Annotated in this window: 23 protein-coding genes; 10 read left to right on the top strand and 13 right to left on the bottom strand. The window is 61.2% G+C overall.

Translation table 11 applies throughout. The annotated features are described in order from the left end of the window. Positions 1-122: 122 nt before the first annotated feature. The 5 genes from AC1Q7H_RS32955 to AC1Q7H_RS32935 all read left to right on the top strand — a co-directional run bounded on the left by AC1Q7H_RS32955 (position 123) and on the right by AC1Q7H_RS32935 (position 2,800). The gene (locus AC1Q7H_RS32955) at positions 123-533 is read left to right on the top strand and encodes a DNA translocase FtsK (RefSeq protein ID WP_492316549.1); all 411 of its coding nucleotides are present in this window, start codon (positions 123-125) and stop codon (positions 531-533) included. A gap of 2 nt (positions 534-535) precedes the next feature. Continuing rightward, on the top strand, positions 536-850 hold the full coding sequence (locus AC1Q7H_RS32950; RefSeq protein WP_492316548.1) for a hypothetical protein: 315 nt from the start codon (positions 536-538) through the stop codon (positions 848-850). A 176-nt stretch (positions 851-1,026) separates the two neighbouring features. Continuing rightward, positions 1,027-1,635, top strand: coding sequence for a hypothetical protein (locus AC1Q7H_RS32945; RefSeq protein WP_492316547.1), 609 nt, complete (start codon positions 1,027-1,029; stop codon positions 1,633-1,635). 51 nt (positions 1,636-1,686) lie between these two features. Continuing rightward, positions 1,687-2,631, top strand: a complete 945-nt coding sequence (locus AC1Q7H_RS32940; protein WP_492316546.1) for a DNA/RNA non-specific endonuclease — start codon at positions 1,687-1,689, stop codon at positions 2,629-2,631. A 13-nt stretch (positions 2,632-2,644) separates the two neighbouring features. Then, positions 2,645-2,800 carry a hypothetical protein gene (locus AC1Q7H_RS32935; RefSeq protein WP_492316545.1) on the top strand — a complete coding sequence of 52 codons (156 nt, stop codon included), beginning with the start codon at positions 2,645-2,647 and terminating at the stop codon, positions 2,798-2,800. Positions 2,801-2,891: 91 nt separating this feature from the next. On the opposite strand, the gene AC1Q7H_RS32930 is transcribed toward AC1Q7H_RS32935, so the two are convergent. Continuing rightward, positions 2,892-3,527 carry a hypothetical protein gene (locus tag AC1Q7H_RS32930; RefSeq protein WP_492316544.1) on the bottom strand — a complete coding sequence of 212 codons (636 nt, stop codon included), beginning with the start codon at positions 3,525-3,527 and terminating at the stop codon, positions 2,892-2,894. 19 nt (positions 3,528-3,546) lie between these two features. Further along, entirely contained in the window at positions 3,547-4,701 is a 1,155-nt protein-coding gene (locus tag AC1Q7H_RS32925; protein WP_492316543.1) for an integrase domain-containing protein, read from the bottom strand. A gap of 1,090 nt (positions 4,702-5,791) precedes the next feature. Between AC1Q7H_RS32925 and AC1Q7H_RS32920 the strand changes: the two genes are divergently transcribed. After that, positions 5,792-6,796 (top strand): PRTRC system protein D, encoded by a 1,005-nt coding sequence (locus tag AC1Q7H_RS32920; protein ID WP_479944787.1) that lies wholly within the window; start codon positions 5,792-5,794, stop codon positions 6,794-6,796. Between the two features lie 12 nt (positions 6,797-6,808). Continuing rightward, positions 6,809-7,234 carry a hypothetical protein gene (locus tag AC1Q7H_RS32915; RefSeq protein ID WP_492316542.1) on the top strand — a complete coding sequence of 142 codons (426 nt, stop codon included), beginning with the start codon at positions 6,809-6,811 and terminating at the stop codon, positions 7,232-7,234. Positions 7,235-7,469: 235 nt separating this feature from the next. Here the strand turns inward: AC1Q7H_RS32915 and AC1Q7H_RS32910 are convergent, their stop codons facing one another. The 3 genes from AC1Q7H_RS32910 to AC1Q7H_RS32900 all read right to left on the bottom strand — a co-directional run bounded on the left by AC1Q7H_RS32910 (position 7,470) and on the right by AC1Q7H_RS32900 (position 9,934). Beyond that, positions 7,470-7,688, bottom strand: a complete 219-nt coding sequence (locus tag AC1Q7H_RS32910; protein WP_492316541.1) for a hypothetical protein — start codon at positions 7,686-7,688, stop codon at positions 7,470-7,472. A gap of 113 nt (positions 7,689-7,801) precedes the next feature. Continuing rightward, on the bottom strand, positions 7,802-8,875 hold the full coding sequence (locus AC1Q7H_RS32905) for a primase-helicase zinc-binding domain-containing protein (protein WP_492316540.1): 1,074 nt from the start codon (positions 8,873-8,875) through the stop codon (positions 7,802-7,804). Between the two features lie 624 nt (positions 8,876-9,499). After that, complete coding sequence (locus AC1Q7H_RS32900; protein ID WP_492316539.1) at positions 9,500-9,934, bottom strand: hypothetical protein; 435 nt, start codon at positions 9,932-9,934, stop codon at positions 9,500-9,502. Between AC1Q7H_RS32900 and AC1Q7H_RS32895 the strand changes: the two genes are divergently transcribed. Beyond that, entirely contained in the window at positions 9,933-11,180 is a 1,248-nt protein-coding gene (locus tag AC1Q7H_RS32895; RefSeq protein WP_492316538.1) for an ISL3 family transposase, read from the top strand. The genes AC1Q7H_RS32900 and AC1Q7H_RS32895 overlap by 2 nt on opposite strands. 14 nt (positions 11,181-11,194) lie before the next feature. Here AC1Q7H_RS32895 and AC1Q7H_RS32890 read toward each other — a convergent pair whose 3' ends face one another. The 8 genes from AC1Q7H_RS32890 to AC1Q7H_RS32855 all read right to left on the bottom strand — a co-directional run bounded on the left by AC1Q7H_RS32890 (position 11,195) and on the right by AC1Q7H_RS32855 (position 18,893). After that, positions 11,195-11,617 carry a hypothetical protein gene (locus tag AC1Q7H_RS32890; protein WP_226797586.1) on the bottom strand — a complete coding sequence of 141 codons (423 nt, stop codon included), beginning with the start codon at positions 11,615-11,617 and terminating at the stop codon, positions 11,195-11,197. Next, positions 11,607-13,574 carry an integrase gene (locus AC1Q7H_RS32885; protein ID WP_114131539.1) on the bottom strand — a complete coding sequence of 656 codons (1,968 nt, stop codon included), beginning with the start codon at positions 13,572-13,574 and terminating at the stop codon, positions 11,607-11,609. Before AC1Q7H_RS32885 ends, AC1Q7H_RS32890 begins: the two co-directional genes overlap by 11 nt. Before the next feature lie 4 nt (positions 13,575-13,578). Further along, on the bottom strand, positions 13,579-15,219 hold the full coding sequence (locus AC1Q7H_RS32880; protein WP_114131538.1) for a tyrosine-type recombinase/integrase: 1,641 nt from the start codon (positions 15,217-15,219) through the stop codon (positions 13,579-13,581). After that, positions 15,206-16,414: a tyrosine-type recombinase/integrase gene (locus AC1Q7H_RS32875; RefSeq protein ID WP_492316537.1), complete on the bottom strand. Its 1,209-nt coding sequence runs from the start codon at positions 16,412-16,414 to the stop codon at positions 15,206-15,208. The genes AC1Q7H_RS32880 and AC1Q7H_RS32875 overlap by 14 nt, the downstream gene beginning before the upstream one ends. 339 nt (positions 16,415-16,753) lie before the next feature. After that, entirely contained in the window at positions 16,754-17,272 is a 519-nt protein-coding gene (locus tag AC1Q7H_RS32870; protein WP_492316536.1) for a single-stranded DNA-binding protein, read from the bottom strand. Positions 17,273-17,290: 18 nt separating this feature from the next. After that, entirely contained in the window at positions 17,291-18,052 is a 762-nt protein-coding gene (locus AC1Q7H_RS32865) for a hypothetical protein (protein WP_492316535.1), read from the bottom strand. A gap of 8 nt (positions 18,053-18,060) precedes the next feature. Continuing rightward, positions 18,061-18,489 carry a hypothetical protein gene (locus tag AC1Q7H_RS32860; protein ID WP_492316534.1) on the bottom strand — a complete coding sequence of 143 codons (429 nt, stop codon included), beginning with the start codon at positions 18,487-18,489 and terminating at the stop codon, positions 18,061-18,063. Positions 18,490-18,584: 95 nt separating this feature from the next. Next, a complete protein-coding gene (locus AC1Q7H_RS32855) occupies positions 18,585-18,893 on the bottom strand; it encodes a hypothetical protein (RefSeq protein ID WP_492316533.1) in 309 nt (102 codons plus the stop codon). A 735-nt stretch (positions 18,894-19,628) separates the two neighbouring features. Between AC1Q7H_RS32855 and AC1Q7H_RS32850 the strand changes: the two genes are divergently transcribed. Beyond that, positions 19,629-20,798 carry a hypothetical protein gene (locus AC1Q7H_RS32850; protein WP_492316532.1) on the top strand — a complete coding sequence of 390 codons (1,170 nt, stop codon included), beginning with the start codon at positions 19,629-19,631 and terminating at the stop codon, positions 20,796-20,798. 11 nt (positions 20,799-20,809) lie between these two features. Continuing rightward, positions 20,810-21,994 carry a FlhC family transcriptional regulator gene (locus AC1Q7H_RS32845; protein ID WP_492316531.1) on the top strand — a complete coding sequence of 395 codons (1,185 nt, stop codon included), beginning with the start codon at positions 20,810-20,812 and terminating at the stop codon, positions 21,992-21,994. The last annotated feature ends 61 nt before the right edge of the window (positions 21,995-22,055 follow it).

Here is a 22,055-nt window from a genome sequence, read left to right as displayed (position 1 = left end):
CCTCCACTTACTACCCCCGCCGCCACGTCAGGTGCCAAGGCCAGCGCATCCCTGGGCGCGCAAATGACCGATGAAGCGATCGCCGGCACGCCGCCAGCCAGCGATGCACCGCAGGAGCCCTAGTGATAGACGCCCAAGTCACGCAACGCGACCTCCACCTGACGACGCCCGAGGCGTTCAATGCCGCCTACGACGATGCGATCCGCCTGGTCCACGCCCATCGTGCGGCGTCGGTCCCGCTGGTCCAGCGTCACCTGCGCATTGGCTACGACGCCGCGCGGCGGCTGCTGGCCCGCATGTCCCGTGAAACGACGTTCGTGCGGCCGATGCTGAGCGGCCTCTATATCTATGCACCCGAACCGCTGGCCAACGAACTGAAGTCGCTGCACGGCTTCATCGCGGACGTAATGACGCGGAGCGCCCAAGGCCCGCTCGACCCCGACACCATCCGCTCGCTTCGCGACAAGCACGCGCTGCAGCACTACCTGCCCACCGGCGGCGACCAACACCTGCCGCCTGAACAAAACTGCTGACTATGAATGCCGACGATGATTTCCCCCAACCAGAAACCGTGCTGGCGATCCGCGGCGCCATCGCACTTGGCCGCCAGGGCGGGCCCCGGCCTCCCGATGGCTCATGGCTTGCCGAGTTCTGGGAGATCGGCTACATCGCCCGCAATGCGTCCGATGCGATGCACGAGGCGATCGAGCCGTTCCAGCGCCTGGTCGGCGACGCCACCGCGCACCTGCAAGACCATGTCGGTGCACTGGAGCGAGCTGCCGGCGCAATCGATCGAACCTACCCGGCCAGGTTTGAGAATGAGCCATTGCCTGCCGATAACCACGGCTGACAAGCAACAACTCTCATCCCGATCCATGCAACACGCCATCGCCAACCTGCTCGCCAAGACCGAGCAATTCCTGCAGCTCACCCCCGTCGCCGGCTGAGCGAGCCGACCTGCGCCGGCGTGGGCGGGTCGCGGATCTTGGCATAATGCCAGCCAGATTCCCGCCAACCCGCCCCAATATGGCCGACGACCTTCTTATCTGCGCCCACTGCGGCAGCCAGCCTCGTTTCATCGCCAATCGCTTCGAGGCCGTCATCGCCTGCACCGGTTGCGGTATGACCACCCCACCGGAATCCCTTGATGCCGGCCGCGATCAGGCTTACGCCGTCCTGCGCGGCATCTGGAATACCCGCGTGACCCCGCGGCCGACCGAGCAGCACGAGCTATCCGCCATCGTGCGCAAGGAACTGACCAGCTCCGACCTCGGCACCGTGCTCGCACTCATCGCTCGCAACGAAGATGACTGGGAAGCGCGTGGTCCGCTGTTCGCCGCCATGGCCGAGAAGCTGTTGCAGCCCGAACCCTTCCTCCAGGAAATCGTGCCAGCCGAAGCCTTGCTCAAGGATGCCAGCCGCTACCGCAAACTCATGCGCCGCGCCAAGGTGATCCACATTGACGGCCGGCCCTGGATTCACATCGAACCGCTAGATGCACTGCCCGCAACGGTCTCCGAGGAACTGTTCGGCGGCACGACCATCCTGGAGGAGTTTTTGGCGCGCGTACTGGATACCACGCCGGACGCCGGCGAGAGCGTCGCGTCGCTGCAGGGGAAGCAGCTGAAGCCTTGACTTTGAGCGAGCCTTGGCAAGATAGGTGCATCGCCTCTCAGGAAAGCAACCATGCACAAGCCCCTGTTCTTTGCCGCGGCCATCGCCGCAACCTTTTTCGGTAGCACAATCAGCACCGCGCTCAGCACCGCCGCCTACGCCAAAGGCCCGGCGACCGATTGTCCGCACATCTTCGGTACCAACGGCAAGCCAAGCGTCGCCAGCAGTGCCCCAGCAAGCCGCACCCAGTTCCTGTGCTTCCGCGGATATGCCGTGCAAACTTCGGCCACTACCCGAACCGCGCTGTGGTCGGCCGAGAATCTCACAGCCCAGGCTGTGCTGGCTGCCCGTTCTGTCCCGCGTGACAGCGACTTCTACGAGGAAGCCGAGATTCCCGCCGCGGACCGTGCCCGCCTCTCCGACTACGGACGCGGTTCCGGCCTCGATCGCGGGCACCTCTCCCCGTCAGGAGATTTCCCCGACCTGGCTTCCCAAGCCGAAAGCTTTAGCCTCGCGAATATCGTGCCGCAGGCTGCCGCCAGCAACCGTCGACTGTGGAGCCACATCGAAACTTCAACCCGCCGCATGGTGCGCGAGTACGGCCAAGCCTTCGTGGTCACCGGCCCGGCCTTCGATCCCGCCCAGGCTGCCCGCCTCAACGGGCGTATCTCGATCCCTACCTATATGTGGAAAGCCGTTTTTGTGCCCGGAGTCGGGGCCGCCGCCTATGTGGCCCGCAACGACGCGACGCCCCAGTATGCGGTCTTGAGCATCAACGAGTTGGCCAGCTTCGCAGGCGTCGACCCGTTCCCGCGTCTGGACAAGACCTACCGCGATTCCCCGATGGCGCTATTAGCTCCGACCCCGCACCCGGGCGAGAAAGCCGGCCGCAAGGTCAGCCTCGCCATGCTCACGTCCACCCTCGTTGACCGGTCGGCGCAGTCCCAGGAGCCGAAACATGCTTTCCGGGACTCCGGCGTCCTTCCTTTCGTCCGCGCCGTGCTCACCCACAACTGATCAGGAAACCGCCATGGATCGCATCAAGCAAATCATCCACGTCTTGCGCACCGACAAGGAGGCGCGCTTCTACGTCTCCGGCGTCTTCGCCATTATCCTGTTCCTGTGCTGGTGGGGCGCAACCGGGCACTGGGACGACTCCCCTTACCTGCCGGACTTCCTACGCTGAATGCCCTGGGAGCGCATTTAACCGGTTAATCGCGCCCCTCGGCTACCGGCCTCCTGTTGGATCCGACCGACCTATTGCGACCTGATCACGTTCAGTGCAGCACCGCCCGTGAAACGTGCCGCCCGGCACCGATTCCATCCCGCAAATCAGCAAGATACTCGGGCTGTTGGCACCGACGTGAGATTTCTGCAACGTTCGCCCTCAGGATTGCAGAGCTCATAGAGTATGCGTTAGGCGCGCCTTCCCACCCCACCCCAACTTCCTGAAACCACTGCACACGAAGGAACTCGCCAGTACCGTCGTTGCCATCCCAGTCCCACCCGCCGCCGTCAAGCACTCCCCCAACAGCCTTGGTGAATTCGAAGCTCACAACATCGCTTAGGAATGTGCCAACCGTTTCGCCATTGCGTCTCAAGTGCGAAAGCTCCACATACGGATCGGCTGCCAGATACCCGATTACCTCGGTGAGCAGCCCTTCTTCATCCTCTGTCTGGTCCACCACCAAAAGTCCCCAGTGCGTACGCAGGCCCCGCCGCAAGCGAGTCGCCTCCTCCAGGGCCTCCTGAACGTATGGATCGTGCTTGTCCTCCATACAATTCACACTCGCCACGCCGATAACGTAATCCGGAAGTGCTACCCATGGCCATTCAGCGACCGCTGCCGCATCGAGACCACGTTCGACTATCACGTTAATCTCTTTGTCCGAATAGATTTTGTCGATAAGCATGCTCGCCCTCCAATGATAACTACACCGATTTCCCCCCGGCCTGATGCCGGTCCAACAGTCGGTACAACGCCTGCCGCGAGATGCCCAAGGCCTGGGCGGCCTTAGCCTTGTTGCCACCGGCGGCGATGAGGGCCTCCTTAGCCTGATCCGGATTGACCTGTGGCTTCTCCTTTCGCGCCATGGCAGTGAAAGTCGACAGGTAAGCGCCGGTCTTCGACGCCTTGCTGTGTCCCGCAGCTTCGACGACTGCCTGGATCGCCTGCCGGTGCGCCTCTAGGTCTGGTGCCTTCCCGCCCTTGATCGGCGCGTCCACACCGGTCAACGTCTTGTAGCGCTCCTGAAGCCACTGATGCCGCAGACCGTGGCTGGTCACGCCCAGCCCTTTCTTGTAGATGCCGTACTTGCGCAGAACGCCGTAGTAGCGGGACCGCCAGTCATTGATGGAATAGGACGCAGGCGTTGTCGAGCCGCTTGAGGGATCCACCAGCGCCGCCGCCTCCTCCAGTACCGCAAGCCGCAGCTGCACCGGCACCTCGCGCGCGCGCCCGCCCTTCGTACCATCGACGACACGCATCGTGTCCAGGTTGCGCAAAGCAGTACTGAGCTTCAGCGAGAAGCTCTCCTCAATGCGCAGGCCGAAGGCCGCCTGCAGCTTCAACTGTATTGCGACGCGAGGGTCCTCGGCGCCAATCTCGGCAATCTTGGCCGTGGCGTCGATGCCGTTTCCCGACCAGGATTTGTCCGTCGTCGTCACGTAGCTGCGCACGAGGCCGTGTTCCTTACGATCAACGTAGTCGCCCAGTGTTCGGATCAGGTTGTGCTTGCCGATCCACTGGCAAAAGGCCTTCAGGTGCGACAGCTTGTTCTCGATCGTCCCGCCTGACTGCTTCTGCGACACCCAGTAGTCCACCAGCGCCTGCACATGCTTGTGCCGGAGCGAGTATGGGCTCTCAATGTGGAAGCCGCATCCGCGCAGCTCCCCGAACGAGCGACACACCGTGTACATCCGCCGCTCCTGCGTCTTGATCGACGCGTTCTTGTGGCTGATCCGTGTTTGGCTGAGGATCTTCTTCACGTTGCCGGCGACCGCAACCTCGATCTCAGCCTTCATCCTCGTTGGCAAGTCATACCTGGCCAGCAAGCCACGTACGTCAAGCGCGATTGCCTGCCGCATCCCGTCATTCCTCTATCACGCGTTGCGCTGCGCGCCGGACCTACGCCCGCATCCCCCGTGACGCTGCGCGTAACCCTTTCTGGCACGTGTTGTGTTGCCGTTTGCCGTCGACCACGGTCCTGCCTTCCGATCCTTTAGCGATCCCCTTGCTGGTCGGCCCCACACGTGGAAGTGCGTGTCATGACCGTCCCGTTCCCTTGCCACCAGTCGCGCTGCGCGCAATATGGCCGGCAGAGTTCGGGCTACACGATTGCCAGGATCGCTCCTGACATGAACGCCGACCAGTGCTTACGCACCCGCCTTCGCCACTCGTGTAACTCTTGTTGCGCTGTTTCTTGTGACGGTCGCGCTCACCGTGCTCGTATCGTTCCAGAGATTTCATGGCCCTTGCGCCATGCAATCCCCCGCCTCCCAGGTGACGACATCTGGACCGCCGTGTATTGGGCCCGCAGTGTTCGTCTACCCCGCATCTCGCTGTCAGGCGTGGTTAGGTATCGGAGGCGGCAATGTGTCCGGTGTCCGGTTTCCACATGTCCTCATCACGTCCAATTCCTCCAGACAACCCGCTAAGCCAGGCGGCATCGCAGTGTCCGGTGTCCTCAGTGTGGGCCAGTATGTGTTTGTGGCGAAAGAAAAAAATACCGCGACAGTGTGCGGCGTGGACAGCGTGGCGACCGAGAACCCATTTCAGGCGGTGTCGGTGCTTTGGGATGGCCGCCAACGTGGCGGCAGGGTCGATGCGTCGGGGACGCGAGAAGTACGTTAAGGATAACGAGCCAGGCCCGCCTGCGCAACCCCGGTGCATTGCGAAACGTGCATGAAATTGGCGAGCTTTCGATCGTCGCGCAGCGCCGAAACAGCCATACAGTAGCTGGGCGGACGATCTGACAGAAACTGACAGACACTGACACTCACGGCGACTATCTGACACTGTCTGATAGAGGGTTCCACGCCGTGCCACTGACACTGTCTGACACTGTCTGGCACTGTCTGACAGTTTCGGAGAGTCACTGCCAGAGACTGACAGTGCCCAGATCGCTGCCGCAACCACCGTTCACCTTGTTCTTGCTCTTCAGGAAGCGACCTCTACATGAAAGCCACAGTTTTTGCTACCGACGTTGGATACGGCAACACCAAGAGTGCCTTTGCACGCGGCGCCGAGATCGGCCTGCAGATGTTTCCATCCCTCGCCCCCCCTGCAACAAACTCGACTCTCTCCCAACACGGCGGAGGATACTTGAAGGCTCGCGATGTCATCACCGTCACGGTCGATGGATCCCGCTACGAGGTCGGCCCGGACATCACGCTCACCACGGCCTACGGTGACACGGGCCGCACGCTCTCCGAAGACTTTGTGACGACGCCCAACTACACCGCACTGCTGGCTGGCTCCCTGCAATATGCCGGCGTCACCGAGGTGGACCGTCTGGTGCTCGGTCTGCCGGTGCACACTACCCCGAAATACTCGGACTACCTGCGCGACCGCTACACCGGCGAGTTGGACTTCGGCGACATGCGCATCGTCGTGCGCAACGTCATGCCGCTGCCCCAACCGCTCGGCGCGCTAGTTTCGTTTTCCCAGTACGGCGGGGACCAGTTCGACCCACGAAACTCCCATCTGATCGTGGATGTGGGCTACTTCACGACGGACTGGGTGGTGGCCCGCGGCTTCACCATGGATGACAGCCGCAGCGGCGGCGTCCCAGGTGGCGCTGCGAAGATCTACCAACAGATGGCCGCGCTGATCGGCAAGGCCGAAGGCGAAGCGGTCTCCGGCATCGAACGCATCGACGAATGCCTGCGCGAGAACCTGCCGATGCTCTTCTATGGCAAGGATCTCGACCTGCGCCCCTATTTCGAGGAAGCCCGGTCGCTTTGCCATGCCACGGTTAAGGAGATGCAATCTCGTGTCGGCCGCGCCGAAGACATTCGATCCATCGTCCTGACCGGCGGCGGCGCTGCCATATACGCCCCGTTCATCAAGGCCGCTTTCCCGCGCACAACGGTGCACATGATGGAATCGCCCTGCTTTGCCAATGTCCGCGGGTTCTACCTGATTGGCTCGGCGCACCAGGCACGCGGTGGCGGCCGGTAACGGAGAGAGGTTGTGGGAAAGCTCGAAATCAAAGTCACGATCTCGCCGGCGGCAACACCTGCTTTGTACCAACGACTTTCCGCCATGGGCGACCCCCGGCAACGTGCCTTCTTCCTGAAGCAGCTCGCCGAGTACGGTGCATGCAATGTCTCCGAGGGAATCGGCATGGCTGTGACGCCTCCCCTCGCTGCTTCGTCGGCGCCGACCGTGTCCACCCCGCCGCGTCGTAGTACAGCTGAGCCGGTGATCGTGGCGGTTCCGGTGTCGGACGTCCCGAGCGGCCAAGCGCCAGCTCCCTCACTCCCGTTCGCGTCCCTCAACGATCCGACCAACGAGACGCCAGCACTCGGGGCGTCTGCCCCGGCTGCAGTCGCTGGCGGACTCTCCTCCCTCACGCTAGACGCGCTGGTGGCTGCGACAAGTCGCTTCAACGGCTAGGTGCGAGGCCTTGACTTGGCGCGCAGGCGGGTACAGTAGAATCAACCGCAACGCACCAAGAGGGGCCAGAACTGTGACCGAATACGAAATCATCCGCTTTTTCAAGTTTCTGCTGACGATCGGCATCGGCTTTTGCCTGTGGGAAGCCGCGCTGAGAGTTGTCATGGCGCTCCGCAAGAAGTGAGCGGACAAAAAAAAACCCGGCATCGCCGGGTCTTTTTATATGGGGTAGTTGTCAGTGCAGAGTCGGTCGTTGCCGGCCGGCGCAGTAAGTAAATGCGGCATCGAAATCCGCTTCGGTGTGCTGAAGTTGAGTGGAGCCGTCGGCATTGCGACGGTAGACATGGTAAGTCTCGGCATCCGACTGGCAGGCCGGTACGGTGCCGGACGCCAGTTGCCGCATGGCGCGGATTTGCAAGCGACCGACGATGACACTGAACCCTTTGAACGACATAGCAGAACTCCAAGAAATGAGCTGCCGCAAGGGTTCTCCCCTGCGGGCAAGAACCCGCGGGGCAGAGTGAGAAAGAGGTGCCGCCTTGAGAGCCGGCAATAACAACGACTGGTTTAAGCGCAGACCGCGCGCGGGCCAGCAATGCCTTGCAACCGGTTGGCGGTCAGCCACTGGTCGCAAAAGTCCGTGCCGCGCACCATCGGGCGATGCACGTGAACCGTCAGACCTTCGTTGCGCACGCGCTTGGCCAGAGCCAAGGCATCCGCCATGCCAGGCGATTTTCCTGTCTTCGGATCAATTTCATCGAAGTCAGCAAACACATGCAGCGTATGGATGCCCAGACCTTGCGGCACCACGAACCGATTGAGCAACACGCGGTTCAGGCAGTACCAGGTAGGCACACCGAATAGCATGTGGGCGGCGTAGGCCGTTTCCAGCCCCTCGGCCACACCCAGCACTCCATCGCGCGGCGGCATGAGACGGACTGCCCCGCCGGCGGTTGGTAGCGCGGAGACGTCATTGCGCTTGGCCGGCAGGATTTCCCCGTCAGCGGTCACGATATACGCCTTGGCCGGCTTAGCCGGGTCCAGCGCCGTGCGGTGCACCGTCGCCATGCGGCCATCGGGCAGCGTGAACTGCGCAACGATCGTCGGATAGCGACCTATCAGAACGCCGTCGTACCGGTAGTCCATCGTCGCCAGCCGCAGCGCACTCGGACAAGGGGCAGCAAGGCCCGGGATGCGAGCGGCCAGATACCGCATCGCGGCATCGCCCGGCACCAACGGCGTGGCGTTGGTCCAGACGCGCTGGATTCGCTTGGCCTTCGCCTCGTCCGACATGGCTGCTTTCGGTGACGCCGGCCGCGCTGATTGCGGCAACACGCGCGGTGCCCGACTGCCTTCCAGCTCCCTGGCCAGTTCGGCGAACGACAGGCCTGATGAGCGGCGAATGAGCTCCAGACCGTCGCCAGCCATGGGATGGCCGTCCTTGCACTGACGGCAGACCCAATCGCCCCGACCACGCTTGTTGTCGTAGGTAAATCGGTCATGCCCCCCACAGATGGGGCAAGGGCCTGGCCTGCCGCGCCAGAACTTGTCCGTTAGGACGTTCGCCGGCAGGTACTGCATGATCAGGGCGTCCCATTGAGCGGGCGTCCAATGCTTCACGATATCACTCAGTCTTGTCATGGGATGCCTCCGAACTGGAGTGGTTGGTCGATGCCTGAGACAGGCGGGGAAACTCGCTTGCTCAAAGGACACCCCGGCCGAGCCAGAGGGTCTTTTCAGCATGGCGCATCGCGGGTGGGATGGGGTATGGACGGCCCGGGACCGGGCTGGAAGAGGAAGGGACCACTGCCGCCGGCGCGAGCCGGCAGCAGTAGCGATACAACGTGGAGAATGGGGCGGGACTACGGACTTTTCCGGTGCTCAGTGCATCGGCGCACCGTCGTAGCGGAACGGAATCCCATCGAGCGCCGCAGGGCGCATGAACGGTTCTATTGCGGAACGGCGTAAACATTCGCCGGTAACGCTGTCCACGAGCCACAGTCAGGTCTTCGTGGTCGATGAAGCGTCAAGATTGTCGGGCAGAGCTTGCCGCCGGGGTCGATGCGCTATGCGCTTGGGTATGGATAGTGTGCCGCAGCTTTGGGGACGCGTGCGCATCGAATACTCACTGTTTTCATATCTCTTTCGAGATCAAGCTGCCCGATGCTTTGGCTCGGTAGGCGCCGGATGGCGCCACGAACCCTCTTCATCACCATCTCAATTTTTTGGCTCGTCAGCGAAATCTGTGGGTGAATCGAGGCGCGGTCAGGCGTTCGGCGACCGATTCAGATACTGGTAGAGCTTTCGGCAGGTTGCATCAAACGAATTCTGCTCAGACTCGGAGATACGTGGCCAGATGAGGGGGCCGCCGTCCTCCTCGAGGAGGTTGTGCAAGAGGGTCAGCACGGGCATGGCAAGCGAGTCGGGATCCTCGTAGCGTCGCCGGATCATTTCGCCGCCGAGCATCCAGAGGTGATCGCGGTGGCGAAGAAGTGTCTTGCGTGCGTATCCCATAGTCAGCAGATGCTCGAGGAAAGGCGTGAATATGGCCACGATTGCCTGTCCTGGCGGGATATCCCTGTCTTCGACGCGCCACGATGCAGGCCATTCCTGCAGGTCGGGCACATATCGCACCAGTGTGTCCGGATCCTGCGCGACAATAGCCGGTTTGCCCTTGCCGCTCGCGGCCTTGCTAGCCATGTTGCTGACCCGCCTGCTCAATGCTTGCCATCATGTTCCCGGTTTTGTTTACGAAGGTGCGCGGCTGTGCGAGGCAACCCAGTCCATCGAAATCGACGTACGTCCGCGCAAGGGTTCAAAGGCGATCTGCTCATGCTGTAGTCGGCCCGCCCGGGGCTACGACACGCTCGCACAGCGCAAGTTCGAGTTTATCCCGGTGTGGGGCTTTGCGGTGTTTCTGCTCTATGCCATGCGCCGCGTTGACTGCCGCGATTGCGGCGTGAAGGTTGAAGAGGTGCCGTGGGCCAGCGGCAAGCACACGTTGACGAAGGCATACATGCTGTTCTTGGCGCAATGGGCTCGAAAGCTGTCCTGGAAAGAAACGGCACGAAGCTTCCGGACCAGCTGGGAGAAGGTCTTCAATGCAGTGGAATGGGTGGTGCAGTGGGGACTGGCCCATCGTGAGCTGGGCACGATCCGCGCCTTTGGGGTCGACGAGATCCAGTATGGCCGTGGACACCAGTACCTCACGCTGGTCTACCAGATAGAGGCCGGCTGCACGCGGCTGCTCTGGGTCGGGCAGGAGCGCACGAAGGAAAGCTTCGCTCGATTCTTCGGCATGATCGGCGAACGGCTATGCGAAAGCGTCGAGTTTGTCTGCTCCGACATGTGGCAGCCCTACCTCGACATGGTTGCAAAACACTGCCCCAATGCGCTGAACATCCTCGACCGTTTCCACATCGTGGCGAAGATGAACAAGGCGATCGACGAGGTCCGTGCTGACGAAGCCCGCCGCATGAACCGCGACGGCTATGAACCGGTGCTCAAGAAGACTCGCTGGTGCCTGCTCAAGCGGCAGGAAAACCTCACCGGAAAACAGCGGCTGCGCCTGCGTGAGCTGTTGCAGTACAACCTGCGTACCGTGCGCGCCTGGCTGCTCAAGGAGGAATTCCAGCAGCTCTGGGAATACGTCTCGCCGGTCTGGGCCGAAAGATTCCTCGATCAGTGGTGCACCCGGGTCATGCGCTCGCGCATCGAGCCGATGAAGAAATTCGCCCGTACTGTACGCGTGCACCGGCAACTGATCCTCAACTACTTCCGCGCGCGCGGGCAGTTCTCCAGCGGCATCGTTGAGGGCTTGAACAACAAGGCCAAAGTCACCATGAGAAAAGCCTATGGTTTCAAGACCTTCAAAGCGACGGAAATCGCGCTATATCATGCACTTGGCAAACTCCCTGAGCCGCCGACAACCCACACTTTTTACTGACGAACCAATTTTTTCTACCCCTTTCGGTTCAAGGGGTCGAGCGGAACATCCAGATCTTCGATGCTTAAGCCTCGCTGGAGGCAATGGAAGGCAATGCGCTGCCACCGCTGTAACCACTGCGTCTCGAGCTCTTCGTACCAGCAGATCCTTGCCCGCAGGCTCGCAACCGTTCGATCCAGGTAGGCGAGTTCATCGCTGTGCGTCCGGGACCGCGATGGGCGGGCGCCATCGGCCAGAGCGCGCTTCGCTTCTCGATAGGCATGCACGATTTCCGGATGGCGACTCAGCGCCTGCCGCGTATATCCGGAGTACGCTTCAATACGCTCCCAGGTCAGCGTGGTGCCAAGCTCCCGGTTCTGCCAGCGCTCAAGCTCAGCGATGATTCCCGCTTTCTTGCGCTCACTTATCTTCGCGTTCGCGCGGATGCTAGTCGGCATTTCGATGCTCCTGCTTCAGGTATCGCACAAGGTCGGCTTCATGGAAGCCCTGCGTCGCCAGCTGCTTCATCAGCTGCTGGTATCTGGTCATCAAGTGCCGATACCAATCGGCCTGCGTCAGGGATTGCGACCGGGCGCGAACCTTCACTGCATGAAGGCTGAGATACGCAACTGCAGCCTGCCTTTTTAGCTCTTGCGCTTTCGCCTCATCCGCCTGGATCCAGACGTAGTCGTTGCAGTTCGCCGTGCATTGGAGATGACGCTCGCATGGCGACATCTGGAAGTCGTGGATACATAGCCCTGGCCCAACGTCGTGAACTGCCTGGATGCGTGCAGTAAGGAAGGTGCGCGCGACTTCACGAGGCAGCGCCTTTGCGATCTCACCAATCTGCCCGCCAACCCGGCCATCAAGCACATCTTGCACGACCTGCGCAGCCCGTTGAGCAGAGGTGAGGTGCTGGTAACTCTTGGTGTCCGCGGCGTGATGGCGGCCAAACCATTTGGTTTGCACAAGGTCCGGGGCCCCACCTTCATCTAGCAGATGATTCAGGAAGTGGCGGAACCCGTGGGATCGAGCCCGCAATGCCAGACCATCCTCTCCGCGGAATTCATAGCGGTCGAATACGGATCGGGAACCGGCTCGTCCAGTCAAGAAGTCGTGAACATTCTGATCGGTCACGGGCCTGGCCGCATACGTCAGCGTGGTGTGCGTCCCTCGGTGTATCTGGTTTGCATAGACCACGCACAACGACTCGTGGAGCTCGAGCCCTTTGCCTGCGGGCCCAGGTATCAACGGCCCGAACCAGTGGTCTTTCGCGATGCCTTTGCACAGCGCATCTCGGCCAATGAGAAGTCCCCGATTCACGATCTCGAAGGGAATCTCGCGCGACTTCAGGAACTGAGCAATGTTCCGGCTTTTCAGCCCCAGCACGGCCCGTATGTCGTGGCCATTTAGCATCTCAGGTATGGATTTCCCCCGCAGAAGCAAACCATGGCGATTGGCCAGAAGTGCTACCCGGCGCGCCCCGGCTGTGACCTCTCGCAGTTCCGCAACCGCGGCCTCCACCAGCTCCACTGTCTCTGAGAGCAACGGCTTAAGATGCCACAGCACCGCCACGTCGTCGGCACGCCCCTTCAACCTGGCATAGCGCAGGTTCCTACTTCCATCCCTAGAGATGGTGATCGGCTTGACCGGTAGCGTGAGCATCTCCCCGATCCGAAGGCCAGTACAAACCATGATCGTGGCAATCAGAATCAGTATCCGATCAGCACGGGTTGAGTCATCGGCAGATTCCCCTTTCGGAATCGTCTGATAGAGCTTCCCGAGGGCACGGATGGCTTCCTCACTCGGGAGCCGGTCCGAGACCTCAGTGGGCCGATCGCCGATCCTGTCCGGTGTCAGCGACTGGGGCCGCGACTTCCGTCGGCATCGCCAATCCAGCCTTACCCGGCAGAGTCGGTGCCGATCCAAGGCATCGGCCAACTCTTCCATATGACCAATAACCTTGTATGCCGACGTCTCCCGCTCACGGCGGAACACCATGGCCGCTGCCCGGTCCAGATCGTCCTTTCGCAATTCACCGACGTCATGCCCCGCTTTTCGCGTGGCCTCGAACACGTAACGCGCAGCGCGAATGAACACGCTATGACTGCCTGCCGACTGCCCTCGCTTCTGGTGACGCACGCAAACGAGCGCCTTGATCACGTCGGAGAAGGGGGCGGGTATAGGATCTCCCACACCCCAGCCTCTACGCCTGTGTTGGGTGAACGGAAGACGCAGCGCGCGTGCTTTGTACCCGCGGGTGCGATGTTGATAGGCGACTGAGACGTCCCAGACCGCGGCATCCCATTCGACGTCGCCGAAGGGCGAGGACGCCTTTGCCGCAGCGATTAGTCTTTCGCGGCTCTCAAGCCAGTTCTCTCCTGCGCGATCGCCAATGCGGCCAACGGCCGCCATGGTCTTACGTCTGCTTGCCGTTCCGCTTTCCATAGCCAGCAACGAGTTGCACAACTTCCGCCACGGCGTAGATCACGTCATCCATCTGGACCGATAGGCGCATGCCGAGCCGGCTGCGACGGGCCTCTCGCCCACGAATCAACTCGACCAGTACGGCCTGATGGTCTGCCTCCACATAGGGCTGGAACTTTGGGCACAGGTAGCAGGAGAACGGAGGATCCAGCGAGCAACTCCGTGGCTGCCCACATGCCCCAATTTCCACCGGTGGCACCGCGTTCATGTCGCCCACGAAGCGGATCTTCTTGTCCGGGCTCACCTTTCCGGTTTCCGCCTGGCTTGTTCCAATGGGCGTCCCCTTGAACAGCTTCATGAGGGGGCCAAGCCGTATCGCAGCCGCTTGATCCAGGATGCGTGTCAGCCGCCTCCCCTTCAATGCGTAGTAGACACGCACATGCTGCGTATCAGAGTGATCAAGCATCGTGGCGAGAACCGTCTTGGAGACGCCAAGCTCCACCATCGTCGTCGCAAACGTGTACCTCAACCGGCGCGAACTAAGGCGAAGCTCAGCTGCTGTCCTAGGAGAGACGATGGCCATCCGGGTTGCAAACTTCCGTATGAGCCACAAGAACTCCTTGACCGTCATGTGGTACGCGTACTCGTCCACACCTGTCCCTGCTCTCCAGGCATCGGCGTCGGCTCGCATAAAGAGCGGCCGCGGGTATCCACCACAGTCAATCCCTTGATTCATGGCAAGGAGATCCTGCAGCATGACGAGAAGTTCATCACTCACCCGCTCTTCAACAAACTGCTGACGGACCCTCTGCCCCCGCTTCTTGATTCTGGGAATGGACAGCACCCATTGTGGCGGCACATTGAAGCCGGCAAGCCGATTCGACAGATCCGTCTCTCTCAAGAGACAGAAGTTCGACGGATTGCGACCGTAGGCCAAGCTTAGCGCTACAGCAGCGCGCTGCATCACGTGTGACCGCGCCGGCGACCGATCTTCTGCCAATGCACGCCGCAGAACTGTCACCTCTGTATCCCATAGCGGACCGCACTCTTCGTCTTCCAGCTCCACGGCCAGGCGTGAGTACCGCGCCGCAACCGGCGTGTCGTCCAGATCCAGTGCGAACTCCTCATCGAAGCCTAGGCACTCCAGCATTTCCGCCGACCAGAGATACCAGCTTCGCAGCAAGTAAAAGCCATCCATCGCCTTACGGGCACGTAGAACTTGAATCGACTTCATCAGGTGCCGGCGCAGCGCATCCTGCAGATCGTCAGCGTGCTCAATGGACGACAGCAATTCCCAATGTTGCCGCAGCGCGCCATCCCCAGTGTCCGCGTCACAAGTTCTACCTCGCAGCGCGCCAACGACTGTCTTCAGAGCGTTTACAACGCTCGTCCCAGATTGCTGGGTCAGCAGCATTGCTGCCCACCTTCGCACGGCGTAGCCCACGATGACATTGCCATCAGAATGCTTCGCCCAATCGAATGTCGCATGCGCGGTCGGTACATTGAACTTCCATCGCGCGCTAGTCATGTCCATGCGACGGCCGTCTCGATCAATGACATGGTTTGGCAACAGCGCGAGCCGGTGTCTGCTCAGCAATGTCTCAATCGCACAATTGATCTCACCATTGGTCATTGCCAGTCTCCGCGGTCTGACACGCAAAGAGCAAAGACTGATAGCCAAGGCTGAGCTCGCATGACTCCCTGCGGATGGCCTCCGCCACGTAGGGTCTGAGCGAATCCGACGACCGCCAACTGAAGAAGTACATCATGTGTTTCTCGATTCTGTCCTCGTCCAGACCGTTTCGCAGACCTTGTGCCCGGAAGCTGGTGGCACACGTGCTGCGCAGAGAGTGGGGATGCAGATCGCGGAATTCCGGATCCATCGCCCCGACCTGGCCCAGTACGCCGTTGACGCGTGCCAGACTCATGGGCTTTCCATCTCGGCTCAGGAACAGGAAGGGCGTTTTGTCCGCGCCTGCAATTTCGCGGCGGGTCTGGCAGATGTAGGCATTGAGAAGCCGGGCAAGGGAGGCGTCACAAGGTAGCTGTCGCGAATCTGTCTTGACCTGGGGCTCGCTGCGCCTGGGGTCTCTTGCGTCATCTGGAGATCGCTCGATTCGTACCTCTGGAATCCTGCGCGACAGCAAGCAATCTCCCACTCTCAGCTTGAGTAACTCCCCTCGCCGCAGCCCCAGCAGCAGCAACATCAGCACGATGAGGTAGTTGCGCTCCTGATAGGGCCGCTTCCATGGATTCTTATCACTGCCGGGGCGACACACCATCAAGAGCCGAGTGACTTCTTCCTCGGACAGCGGCCTCGCGTGCTGTGGCGACGCGACGCGAGCGCGCCCTGCGTGGGCAAACGCGCGCTCGATTATCTTCAGCCTGTCCCTGATGTCGCGCAACTCCGCGCTCCCGGGTGACCAACGCGCCATGGCGCATTCAAGATGCCAGCTAATGAATCGGGCGACGACCTGCAATCGCTGCGCAACCGTGCTGGGCGAAACCACCAGCTTGTGCACCTTCGGGTGTCCCTGGAAGCTACGCCGCAGCCACGGGTAAAGCTGACTCACGATCTCGTCTGGAGAGAGGCCTTCACCGGTGTTCAGGCGCTCCTGCAGCGAGAATGGTTGTTTCGCCGCCCACGACCATAGGAAGCCCAGGATATGCAGCGACTTGGCCAGGCTGTTGGCCGCCAGCCGAGGGCGAAGGCGCTGGATCGCGTAGGCGTTGATCCAGCCAATGGGCTGCCTGCTCGCATCGAGCAGGATTGGCAATCGCTCTCCGTCTGGGTGGCGAACGATCACCACATGGAATCGGGCGTGCATGGGCTGTCTCCCGGCCAGCGCGTCCGAACCACCGTAGGCAATGTTTACGACTTTTCTGTGTCACGTACGGCTATTTCTGGTGACTTCAAAGCTTCACCCGCTTCGGGGCCGAATCAATGCCAGCAGCTTCGGGACCACGAGCCTGATGAATCAGGATCGCGCACGGTCTCGAACGCCAGCTCGAAAGTTGACGGTCACGCTTCCTGACAAAGATTTATTCGCTGTGCGCAACATACCCCGGTATCTTTACACTGCCCCACCGCCCCATAAGGTACTGATAGAAAAGAAAAAACCCCGCACGAAGGCGGGGTCTTCTTTACAGATTTTCCTTACACAATCTCAAAACGGGATATCGTTATCCATGTCCGCGAACCCGTTCGATGGCGCTTGCTGCTGACGCGGTGGCGCACTCCTGCGCTGCTGGCCGCCCTGCTCGCCCTGCGACTGGCGGGCCGGCTGCTGACCTTGCGACTGACGGGACGACTGTTGGCCGTAGCCATCGTCATCACCGGTGCTGCCACCCTGGCGGCTGCCAAGCATCTGCATCTGATCGGCAACGATCTCGGTGCTGTACTTGTCCTGGCCGGACTGATCCTGCCACTTGCGGGTACGAATGCGGCCTTCGATATAGACCGATGAGCCCTTCTTCAGGTACTGGCCCGCGACCTCAGCGAGCTTGCCGAAAAACGAGATCCGGTGCCACTCGGTGGCTTCCTTCATCTCCCCGCTCTGCTTGTCCTTGTAGCGGTCGGTGGTGGCGATTCGAATGTTGGTGACGGCGTCACCGCTGGGCAGGTAACGCACTTCGGGATCAGCCCCGAGGTTGCCAACGAGAATGACTTTGTTGACGGATGCCATGGAAAATTTCCTTATTGATTAATCTGAACGGGTTATCGACCACAGCCACTTGTCCCACAGGATCTGCTGGCCGTTGTTATCGAGTTTTGGCTTCCCCGATCTACGGTGGAAGGCCGGAACCTTGACCTTCTTCAGCCGCCGCACCTCCACCAGGTCGCCAAGTTGGCAACCGGTTTCCGCGATGGCGTCCTTGAGCCCCTCGCCTTGCAGCGTTTCAACGCCTGTCGCCGTTTCCAGCTTCAGTGCGAACGAGGTGTAGGTGCCGCCGACGCGCTTGCGGTCAGGGAATTCAGCCTCGCCCCAGAAGGCGATCGTGCCACGATGCACCGCGGTGCCTGGCTCGCGTCGTGCCGCTGTCTTCGGCATATCGGATGCCGCTCGCTGGGAACTGGGCTGGGTCTCATGAGGGGACTGGACAGCGCCGTTGCCGGTCGGCACGTCCGTGCGCGCCGCCGGCGTGGCGTGCGCGCGGATGGCGGTGGCGATGACGCCGGACAGTTTCGCGCCGGGATGCTCCCCTGTCAGGCTCCAGTAGGGAACCGGATCAGGCAGCAGCTTCTGGCCGAAGCGCGTCACAGTCGGGCGGGGGTCGAAGGCAGCAACGAAGTGAACGATGCGCTCGCCTTCGTCGCGGAAGAGATTCGGCACGCCGCCGATCTCGATGTGAACCTCGTTGCGCGAGCCGGTACCGACGGCTTGCGCGCCGGCTGGAGCGGATTCGGCCGGGCGAGGCTGTAGGGCGTCCTGCAGGACGCCAAGGAATCGCTGGATAAATGCCACGGCAACTCCTACAGCAGGGTGCCACAGCGCATCCGGCGAACTTCCTCCAGGTCGCGCTTGAGACGGGGGTGATTGAGGATGATGTCCTGCAGCACCTCGGGATCGACGCCAGTGACGGCGCATACATAGGCATAGGGCAATGCCCCGTCCCAGTAGCCGAAGATCCAGCCAAGCGTCATGTCGAAGTCGTCCTTCTCGACTGCCTTGCCCTGCATGCGCGCACGCAGCAGTTCAGCGCAGTCAGCCAGCGACTCGGGCAGGTTGTCACCGCGACGGCTGTCGCAGGCGAGACTGATGAGCGCATCGATCATCTGGTCGCGCACGGTCTCGCTCCAATACATTGGATCGGGCAGCGGGTCGCGCTTGGGAGGATCGTTCACAACAGGCGCGGCGTCCCCGAAGAAATCGAGTTGCCAGCCGGCGGGTTTCATTTCCATAGGGTTCTCCGAGCGGGAACCCTAGCCCACCTGCCGGTGGGAACAAGGTTCCCACGACAGGTGGATAGGCCGCCCTCACACGAGGGCGGAGCAGGTCAGGCGCTGCGACGGGCAGCGTCCTGACGTTTCAACGGGACAACGACAGGGGACTTCGCATACACAGGCGCTTGTCGCGTCTGCGATTGCTCGGGTTCTGCAACAGTTGCAGCTTGCGGCTTGGGCATGACCACATCTTGCGGCGTCGGCACAGCGTGCTTACGGCCGAAGATCTTGTGATAGCACCACGACGCCCCAACAATCGCGAGGAAGAGACCGCAGACTGCTGATTGTGATGCCACGTAAATTGCCATCAGCGTGAAGAACAGGCGGGCAGGCGAGCGCAGCAAATTGGCCAAGGATTCCATGGTTTTCTCTCTTGAAAACAGTAAATGGGATTTCCCGACAGATAGGTCGGGCGATTATTCGATGCTCAGGTGAGCAAGGAATCCTTGGAGCGGCAACGCGCTTGCCGGATGCCTGGGCATCGAGCAAAGGCGCTGCGCAAGGGGAAATCGCGAGGGAAGTGAACTACGGGGACGAAGCAAGCCCAGGAGGCCCGAACTGCTTGTCGAAAGTCGATGCGTCAGGGACGCGAGAAGTGGACCCATAGTAGCGCAGAAACCCAGACGCCAGCAAGGGCCATGACCGAAACGGGAAAGGGTCGGAGCCTCTGCGCGCCCCGAGCACATGAGTCCACCCTATTTGCGGTAACGCGAGTGAATTCGCACTGTTATCACCAGTAGGGTGGACTCATGTGCTCGCCCCATTCCCTGCATGCAACAGCGGCCAATAGCATTCCCAAGCCTGCCGGTTACACACACATCCGGCTTCGGGTGCGCCCATGTGCCACACCCCACGCAAGTGGGATGAGTGTTAACACCTATGCATATTGAGCCGATAAAAGAAGGGCGAAATCGCCGCGCTTTACACCTTGACAAGGTAAAGGGCCCCAAAAAAGCGAGCTTACGACCGCAATACGCGTCGCAAGTCGCTTTAACCTCTGTGCTGCGCGATGCGTTGACTTGACTTCTTTCACCATCCATTAGGGTGAGGAAAGGGTCAGGCTCCCGCTCTCGGCCCGCCTTCACTACGACAAGAACATGGATAAGAAAAGCAAATTTGAACTGACGGATAGCTCCCGCCAGCCGTCCATTCTGGACCTGGCACGTGAGCAACTAACGCCCTACTTTGACCAGACCGCAATCGCAAGGATCGTCCAGGCGGGCGAAGAGATTGCCATTGCACGTGAGCGGATCTTCTCCGAGCACGTCATGATCGGTTCTCGGCTCGCACAGATCCAGCACATCATGTGCACATCGCTGACCGCTCACCGCTCTGACCCGGCCCAGGCGGCAAATGAAGCGCGCACGCTGCTCTACCGATTTGCGGAGCACTCGCTCAAGATCCCCAAGTGGTCAGCCAAGCGCTACGTCCAAATCTACGAGCGCTTCATGCACAACAACGATGCGCTGACCTTCCTGAATGTCGGCGAACTGAACACTCTCAAGCGACTCGACATCACGGCAGACGAAGTTGCCCTAGTCGTCAAGGCCAAGAAGGCAAACGAATCGTTCAGCCGGCACGAAATCTTGCCCTTCATTGACCGCTACCGCGCACTGGCCGCGGAGATGGAGACGCTGGAGACCCAGCTTGCCGGCACCGAGGAAGAACTTTCGGCCAGCATGGCGCAGCAGGATCAATACCAGTTCGAACTGAAGTACCTGAAAGAGCAGATCGCCTCCGCCGGCCGAAGTACCGAGGCCCAACAAGCCGCCCTTGTGGAGGCCCAGACTGCCCTCGCCTCACAGAGCGCAAACGTCGACGCCCTGCAGATGGCTGTCGAGAAGGTCAACCGGGAGAAGGCCGACCTGCAGCGCCAGCTCGCAGATATGAAGATCCGCGTCGACGTCAAGGAGGTGCCAGTGGTTCCGGAGGGCTATGCGTCCGTGACACAGGCCATCGAAGACGCCCAAGCCCGGCTGCAACAGGTGACCTGCGAGCTTCAGGCATCCGAGGCGCAACTCGCCGGCACGCGGGAGGCCATCGCTGCCAACGAGTCACCCGCTCCGGCGCTAAGCGCGCCACCTGCCGAACGCCATATCGGTCTGCGCCTCGAGGGCCTCGTTGCGGACTTCGACGCGCTACGCGGAAAGTTTCAATCCTGCCAGCAGGCTCGCGAGTTGCGCGACCATCGCAGCACGCTCGCCTCCCTGGCCGCTTCGGTGGCCACCTTCCACCAGGAACTGCTCGCCGCAGCAAAGACCGCTTGAGAGACACCAGAATGACACGACGCCACACCAGAACGTTTCACGAGCAATTCCTGCATCCCGCATGGGTGCGGGATCGCACGCTGTCAGCAAACCTGCGCCTGTCCACCGCGGTGGTCAATACCCTCGCCGTGAAGCCCATGTTCGAGGCGATATTTGGCGCGAAGAAGGATGATATTCAGGCCTTGCGTGACAGCGTCGGGCAGTCTTCAACAGTTCTTGGCTCGCCGTTTCTCGCCTTCGCGCCTACCCTGGAAACACCGGCAGACTGGGCTTGTTTTACTGAAGGCTCCACGTCAACGCTGACCTTTGACAGGTTGGCAATGGCGACTCCCGAGTTGACGCCGGTGGACAAGATGCTGCTGGAGCAGTACAACCGGCTCTACGTGGGCACCCTGTACGACGTCCTCAATATGTCGGTGCTCGCCGCACCGCTCCTTGGCATCTCCAACGAACTGGCCGAGTACCTGCGCACGCTTCCGCAGCACCGCGTGGAACTCGCGATCTCGTCGCGGGCGATCCCGCTGTTTAAGTGGCGCTTCGCCAATCCCATGTTCTGGGCCGAAGCCAGCGCGGGTCGTCTGTCTTGTGAAGTCATGGCGCACTACCTGATGGTGCACTCTCCGGTAAAAGCCGACAAGCTGCCGCACTCCGGCGCTTGGGGCGGTCTTAGGATGGCGCGTCCACTGCAGGAAGCCTATGCCGAGGCGTTCGTCTACTTCAAGTGCCGCGCCAAAGGCGTTGCATCGTTGTTCAATATGAACGTCACGACGGTGCGCCAGATGTATCTCCGCATCCATGGCGAATCCTCGCCGTCCGGTCATTCGCCAACCTCGTCCGGTTGGTACCTGGAATCCGCTGGGAAGCGTTTGCAATCAACGTTCCATCTCTGGCTGTTCCGCTCTGCGTTTGCGACGGGTGCCACCATTCCCGAGGCGTTCATTTCCGCGGTCGATACTGGCAGGCACATGTTCGGCGATGAGTCCAAGGTTACCGCCGACCGGGCATTCCACCTGTTGCGCTCAATGGCAACCGAGCATGATCTGGATGTGCGCGCATGCCGCACCTGCAGCACCGCATACCTGACCGCGAGCGGCGACCTGGCGCATTCGGTCCTGTGCCCAAGCTGTAGCGGCACACTCACGTCCCCGAACGTGGGACGGGTCGGGCGAACGCGGCCGCGCAAAAAGAAGCTCTGACACCCACCGGCGTGCGCTGACACGCCACGTCACCAGCATCCTAAGGGAGGTCTCTTGGACT

It is taken from the genome of Cupriavidus sp. GW823-FHT06D04 (assembly GCF_058795055.1).
Note: the sequence above shows the minus strand (reverse complement) of the source record. Positions and strands in the feature narration are given on the sequence as shown.